Source organism: Burkholderia sp. (assembly GCF_018375725.1).
GTDB lineage: Bacteria > Pseudomonadota > Gammaproteobacteria > Burkholderiales > Burkholderiaceae > Burkholderia.
In genome coordinates this window covers 1-5,850 of the sequence record NZ_JAHACR010000267.1, presented here as the reverse complement: position 1 = coordinate 5,850, position 5,850 = coordinate 1, and the positions used below count along the sequence as shown (strand labels likewise).

The window sequence follows — 5,850 nt, the reverse complement described above, 5'->3', positions numbered from 1 at the left end:
CGTCGATGCGCGCCGACGGCCAGCCGAGCAGGCGCGGCACGGTCGCGATGTTGCGTGCGACGCTCCAGTGCGGAAAGAGTCCGTGTCCCTGGATCACATAGCCGATGCGGCGCCGCAATTGCTCCGGCGGCACGCTTGCGGTGTCGACGCCGTCGATGCGGATCGTGCCGGCGCTCGGTGCGATCAAGCGGTTGATCATGCGCAGCAGCGTCGACTTGCCGCTGCCCGACGCGCCGACCAGCGCAGTGATCGTGCCGCGCCGTATCGTCAACGAGACGTCGTCGACCGCGGCGACCGACGCGCCTGCCGAAAGGGCGTCGTCGACGAAGCGCTTGCTGAGCCGCTCGATTTCGATCATCCCGTGCGTCCTTTCGCGAGTGTGGTCGCGGCCCCGAACACGACCGCGGCGACGAGCGCGAGCGCAATCGTCGGGATGGCGCCGAGCAGCACGAGATCGGCGGCGGATTGGCCGATGCCCTGGAAGATGAAGGTGCCGAACCCGCCGCCGCCGATCAGCGCGGCGACCGCGGTCAATCCGATGTTCTGCACCAGCACGATGCGCACGCCGCTCAGCATCACCGGCAACGCGAGCACGAGATCGACCTGCACGAGACGCTGAAGCGCGGTCATGCCCATGGCGCGCGACGCCTCGGCCACGTGCGGCGGCACTTGCCGCAGGCCGACCGCGACGCTCGACGCGATCGGCAGCAGTGAATACAGAAACAGCGCAAGCCATGCCGGCGCGACGCCGATTCCACGGATGCCGAGCGCCGCGGCGAGCGGAACGTGCGCGGCGAGCAGCCCGAGCGGCGCCATCATCAGGCCGTACATCGCGATGCTCGGCACCGTCTGCACGATATTGAGCAGCGGCATGACGGCGGCGCGGACGGCCCCGATGCGCGCGCAGGCGATGCCGAGCGGTACGCCGGCGACGAGTGCCGCCGCAACCGAGCCGCCGGCCAGCGCGACATGCCGCGCGGCTTCGCGCCAGAAATCGTCGCTGCGCACCGCGTATTCACGCATCACGGACAGGCCGTCCCACCAGCCCATCGCCAGCGGCACGGCAACCGCCGCAGCGGCCACGGCCAGCGCGGCCAGCCGCTGCCACGGACTGAATGCGAGCCGCGCGAGCGCATCCGCGACCAGCACGGCCCACGCGAACAGCAGCAGCCAGATGCCGGCGCCCGGCGACACGCGCGCGAGATCGTCGCCGGGCGCGACGACATGCGGCGCAATGGCGCCGGTGACAAGGCCGAGGGTCGTGAGCAACGTGCAGCCGACGGCCAGACGCCATCGCGGCTGACTGGCCAGCATTGTCCAGACCGCGCCCGCGATCCACAGCGCGCCGATGGCATCCGCCTGTGCGGCAGGCAACGCGCCGAATAACGACAGGCCGGTGCCTGCCGCAATCCGGTTCGGCCGCAGCACGACGAACGGCGCGAACAGCAGCGCGCCGATTGTCAGCGTGCCGACGAGGATGCCGACCTTGTCGAGCGCGATGCGCCGCGCGGAGGCCGCCGCGCGTGCGGTCATTTCACGAAGCCTTTCGATTTCAGATATTGCGCGGCGACGCTGGCGGCGGGTTCGCCGTTGATCTGGATGCGGCTGTTGAGCGTTTGAAGCGTCCTGAGGTCGAGGCTTGCGAAGACGGGCTTCAGCGCCTCGGCGATCTGCGGGTGCGCTTTCAGCACCGCCTCGCGAACGATCGCGGCGGGTGCATAGACGGGCTGCACGTGTTTGTCGTCGTCGAGTACCGCGAGGCCGCTCGACGCGATCCCGCCATCGGTGCCGTAGACCATCGCCGCATTCACGCCGTCGGTCTGGTTCGCGGCGGCCTTGATCGTCGCGGCGGTATCGCCGCCGGACAGCACGACGAGCTGCGCCGGCTTCAGCCTGAAGCCGTACGCTTTCTCGAACGACGGCAGTGCGGATGCGCTGTTGACGAACTCGGCGGACGCCGCGAGCTTCACACTGCCGCCGGCGGCGATCCATTTGCCGAAATCGGAAAACGTCTTCAGGTGTTTGGCCTGCGCGAGGGACGCGAGCACCGCGACACCCCACGTATTGTTCGCCGGCGCCGGCGTCAGCCAGACGATGCGATTGGCCGCATAGTCGAGCTTGCGCGCCGTTTCGTAGCCTTGCGCGGCGTTCTTCCACACCGGATCGTCGGCCTTGTTGAAGAAGAAGGCGGCGTTGCCGGTGTACTCGGGATAGATGTCGATCTCGCCGCCGATGAGCGCCCGGCGCACGATCGGCGTGGTGCCGAGCGCGATCTTTTCGGTGACCGGGATGCCGCGGGCCTTCAGAACCTGCGCGATGAGGTTGCCGAGCAGGTTGCCTTCGGTATCGATCTTCGACGACACCACGACAGCATCGGCGGCATGCGCGCCCGGTGCGGCGGCGAACGTTGCGGCGAGCGCGACACCCAGCATCCGGGCGGGCAGGGCGAACTTCATCGGGCTAACCTCCTGGCAATGACGGAAAAGGGGACGGCGAAACCTAGTCGAAACTTACTTGACTGCGCCTGCTTTGGCAAACCGCACGACGCGGCGTGCCCGCGGCGCGCGTGGGGATAACCCGCGCTCCGGCGCAGGCCTTGCTATACACTGCACCGCGTCCTTGTTACGCGAAATCCGCCCGATGAAACCCCGACTGCTTGTCCTTATTCCATTGCGCGACGACGCGCAGCGCAAGATCGCCGCGTCGTTCGACGTGCACGACGCGCCGACCGCCGATGCGCGCACGCGCACGATCGCCGAACACGGTGACGCGATCCATGCGGTGCTGACCAACGGCGCCACCGGCCTGACCGCCGACGAAATCGACCGGATGCCGCACCTGAGCTTCGTGAGCGCGCTCGGCGCCGGCTACGAGCGGATCGATGTCGCACATGCGAAATCGCGCGGCGTGGTTGTCGCGACCGGCGCGGGCACGAACGACGATTGCGTGGCCGATCATGCATTTGCATTGCTGCTTGCGACGGTGCGCGGCATCGTCAAGCAGGATCGTTCGACCCGCGAGGGCGTCTGGCGGGATGCGTTGCCGATGCAGCCGAACGTCTCCGGCAAGAAGCTCGGCATTGTCGGGCTGGGCAAGATCGGCGAGAAGTGCGCGCGCCGTGCGGCCGGCTTCGATCTCGAGATCGGCTATCACAACCGTGCGCCGCGTGAAGGCGTGGCGTATCGCTATTTCGACCGGCTCGACGCGCTCGCGCAGTGGGCCGACTTCCTGATCGTCGCGACGCCGGGCGGCGGCGGAACCCGTCACCTGATCGACCGCGCGGTGCTCGATGCACTCGGTGCGCACGGGTTTCTCGTCAATGTGTCGCGCGGCAGCGTCGTCGATACCGCCGCGCTCGCCGCCGCGCTGCGCGAGGGCCGTCTCGCCGGTGCGGGGCTCGACGTCTATGAAGGCGAGCCGGAACCGCCGCATGCGTTGACCGGCCTCGACAACGTCGTGCTGACGCCGCATATGGCCGGCTGGTCGCCGGAAGCGTTCGACCGCTCGGTGCAGCAATTCATCGACAATGCCACGCGGCATTTCGCGGGGCAGCCGGTGCTGACGCCGGTTTGAGCACACGGCGAACAGGTCCGACACTTCGACGGCGGCGCGAGCGCGCCGGCGTCGAATTCACAGCACGTGGTGCGCGTACCGTTTTCCGATCCGGCGGCGTTTGAGCGACTCGGCGCGCGCCGCGTGATCCCCGGCGATATCAGCCGTTCTCCGGCTTGACCTGCAATCCCTTCAGCCCTTCGATGACGACGAGCAACGCACGGCCGTGCTCGTCCGATCCGTCCCACGCTTCGACGATCGCTTCTCGCAGCAAATCGTTGAAGCCACCGCTGCGACGTCGCGACGAACGCACGTCGACACCATAGAAACTGCATAGCTTATTGAATGGCGCACTGCGGCGCAGTCGGCGGCCATCCGACAGACGAAGGCGCGAGACGGTTGGCTGGCTGACGCCGGAAAGCCTCGCTATTTCGCTGGACGAGCGCGAGTCTGCCCGCAACCGGCTCAATAGATCCTGGACAGGAAAATCAGTGTTTGGGGCTTCCATGTCATGCATTATACCTATACAGTTACGGTTATTGAATGACTCGCTGAATCTGGCGAGCTGCGGCATCCCGAGAAAGTTGATGACACTGAAACACCTGCCTCCCACGTTTTGCTGGACCAAGATCGGTACCGAGTCCGGCGAAGACCTCCCGACTGTCGTGCTGCGCAAGGAATGGGAGCGTCGGTTGGGCGGCGGGCGTTTTCTGTGGGGCATCAGTCAGCCGCTCGGCAGCGGCGCGCAGATCGCCGCACACCGCACGGGCGCGCTGCTCGCGCTGTTTTCGCCGGTCGCGAGTCGGCCGCGCGCGGCCGAGCGCAAGCGCGGAGATCTTCTGCTGTGGAAAGCGCAGCCAGAAGGTCGTGCGGCGGCCCGGCTCGCTGTCGACGCCGCATTCGCCGCCGTGATTGTCCATGATAGACCGGACGATCGCGAGGCCGAGCCCCGTGCCCGACGCCGAATTGTGGCGCGACGGATCGACGCGATAAAAACGCTCGAAAATCCGCCCGACGTGCTCCGCCGCGATGCCGGGCCCCGTATCCGACACGGCGATCGTCGTCGCACCGCCCTGCTCGACGCAATCGATCGTCACGACGCTGCCGCGCGGCGCATAGGTCAGCGCATTCGACAGCAGGTTGCTCAACGCGCGCTGGTACAGCGTCAGGTCCGCATCGACCCATGCGTGGCCGTCGACCTTCACGGTCACGCCTTCATCTTCCGCCAGCGGCTCGTAGTAGCCGGCCACCCGCTCCGCCTCCTCCGCCGCATTCAGGCGCCGCACATCGATCGACGTGCCGGCCTGTTCCGAACGCGCGAGAAACAGCATGTCCTCGATCATCCGCGACAGCCGCTGGTATTCGTCGATGCTTGACTCGATCACGCTCCGGTATTCGTCCGCGCTGCGCGGTTGCGACAGCACAACCTGCGCGGCCGCCTGCAGGTTCGTCAGCGGCGTGCGCATGTCGTGCGCGAGATTCGACGAGAACTGGCTCAGCCGCGTGAACGATTCGTTCAGCCGCGCGAGCATGCCGTTGAACGCATGCTCGAGCTCCTTCAGCTCGCCGGACGTATCGAGTTCCGGCAGCGGATGCGCGAGCCGGCTCGACGACATCTGCTCCGCGCGCGCCGCGAACCGCCGCAGCGGGCTCAGCCCGAGCGCGGCGATGCCGTATGCGATCGCGGCCGCAAGCACCACGCCGAACACCTCGATCACGACGATCGTATAGGCATGCGTGCGCAGCAGCAGCACGTCGGCGCTGCGATCGTACTGCACGGCGACGCGCACCACCGGCGCACCCGCGCCGGCGAGCGGCACGGTCGTCAGCAGATACTGGTGTCTTGCGCCGGGCGGGGCGATGCCGACCGGCACGCGCCCGGCGTTCGTCAACATCAGCGGCGCGTACGGACGGAAGCCGGGCGTGCCGACGAGGCGCGTACCGGCGGCATCGAAGATCGCGAGATCCATGTTCGGATGACCGTGCAACTGGTCGATCCAGATATCGGTGTTGCGCGCGACGTCGGCCGTCGTGCGCGCCTCGGCCAGGTGTGCGCCCAATGCGGCGGAAATACCGGCCATCTGCTCGGCTGCCGTCGTTTCGACACGGTTGCTCAGCGCTTCGTACAATGCGACGCCGCTCGACGCGAGGATCACCGACGTCGACAGGATGATCAGCGCGGTCAGCCGGCCGCGCAGCGTTCGCGGCAGCAGGCGCGCGATCATGCGGCCGCGCCGCCGCGCGCTTCGAGCACGTAGCCCATGCCGCGCACCGTGTGGATCAGCTTCGGTTCGTACG

Annotated in this window: 5 protein-coding genes and 3 pseudogenes; 2 read left to right on the top strand and 6 right to left on the bottom strand. The window is 67.6% G+C overall.

From position 1 onward, the window contains the following. The 3 genes from KH616_RS20330 to KH616_RS20320 form a co-directional block, all read right to left on the bottom strand. Positions 1-358: ATP-binding cassette domain-containing protein (locus KH616_RS20330; protein ID WP_292250241.1), on the bottom strand; the 358-nt coding region annotated here is incomplete at its 3' end. Then, positions 355-1,533: an ABC transporter permease gene (locus tag KH616_RS20325; protein WP_292250240.1), complete on the bottom strand. Its 1,179-nt coding sequence runs from the start codon at positions 1,531-1,533 to the stop codon at positions 355-357. The genes KH616_RS20330 and KH616_RS20325, both read right to left, overlap by 4 nt. Continuing rightward, the gene (locus tag KH616_RS20320) at positions 1,530-2,456 is read right to left on the bottom strand and encodes an ABC transporter substrate-binding protein (RefSeq protein WP_292250238.1); all 927 of its coding nucleotides are present in this window, start codon (positions 2,454-2,456) and stop codon (positions 1,530-1,532) included. Before KH616_RS20320 ends, KH616_RS20325 begins: the two co-directional genes overlap by 4 nt. 184 nt (positions 2,457-2,640) lie before the next feature. Here KH616_RS20320 and KH616_RS20315 point away from each other — a divergent pair, with 184 nt between their 5' ends. Further along, on the top strand, positions 2,641-3,573 hold the full coding sequence (locus tag KH616_RS20315; RefSeq protein ID WP_292250237.1) for a 2-hydroxyacid dehydrogenase: 933 nt from the start codon (positions 2,641-2,643) through the stop codon (positions 3,571-3,573). A gap of 139 nt (positions 3,574-3,712) precedes the next feature. Here the strand turns inward: KH616_RS20315 and KH616_RS20310 are convergent, their stop codons facing one another. After that, positions 3,713-4,060 carry an XRE family transcriptional regulator gene (locus KH616_RS20310; protein ID WP_292250235.1) on the bottom strand — a complete coding sequence of 116 codons (348 nt, stop codon included), beginning with the start codon at positions 4,058-4,060 and terminating at the stop codon, positions 3,713-3,715. Positions 4,061-4,139: 79 nt separating this feature from the next. Here KH616_RS20310 and KH616_RS20305 point away from each other — a divergent pair. Next, a pseudogene (locus tag KH616_RS20305) lies at positions 4,140-4,400 on the top strand (hypothetical protein); the annotation flags it as partial. Here KH616_RS20305 and KH616_RS20300 read toward each other — a convergent pair. Together KH616_RS20300 and KH616_RS20295 are read right to left on the bottom strand one after the other, a co-directional pair. Next, positions 4,392-5,777: pseudogene (locus tag KH616_RS20300) on the bottom strand (heavy metal sensor histidine kinase); the annotation flags it as partial. The pseudogenes KH616_RS20305 and KH616_RS20300 sit on opposite strands and share 9 nt — an antisense overlap. Further along, positions 5,774-5,850, bottom strand: a pseudogene (locus KH616_RS20295) (DNA-binding response regulator); the annotation flags it as partial. The pseudogenes KH616_RS20300 and KH616_RS20295, both read right to left, overlap by 4 nt.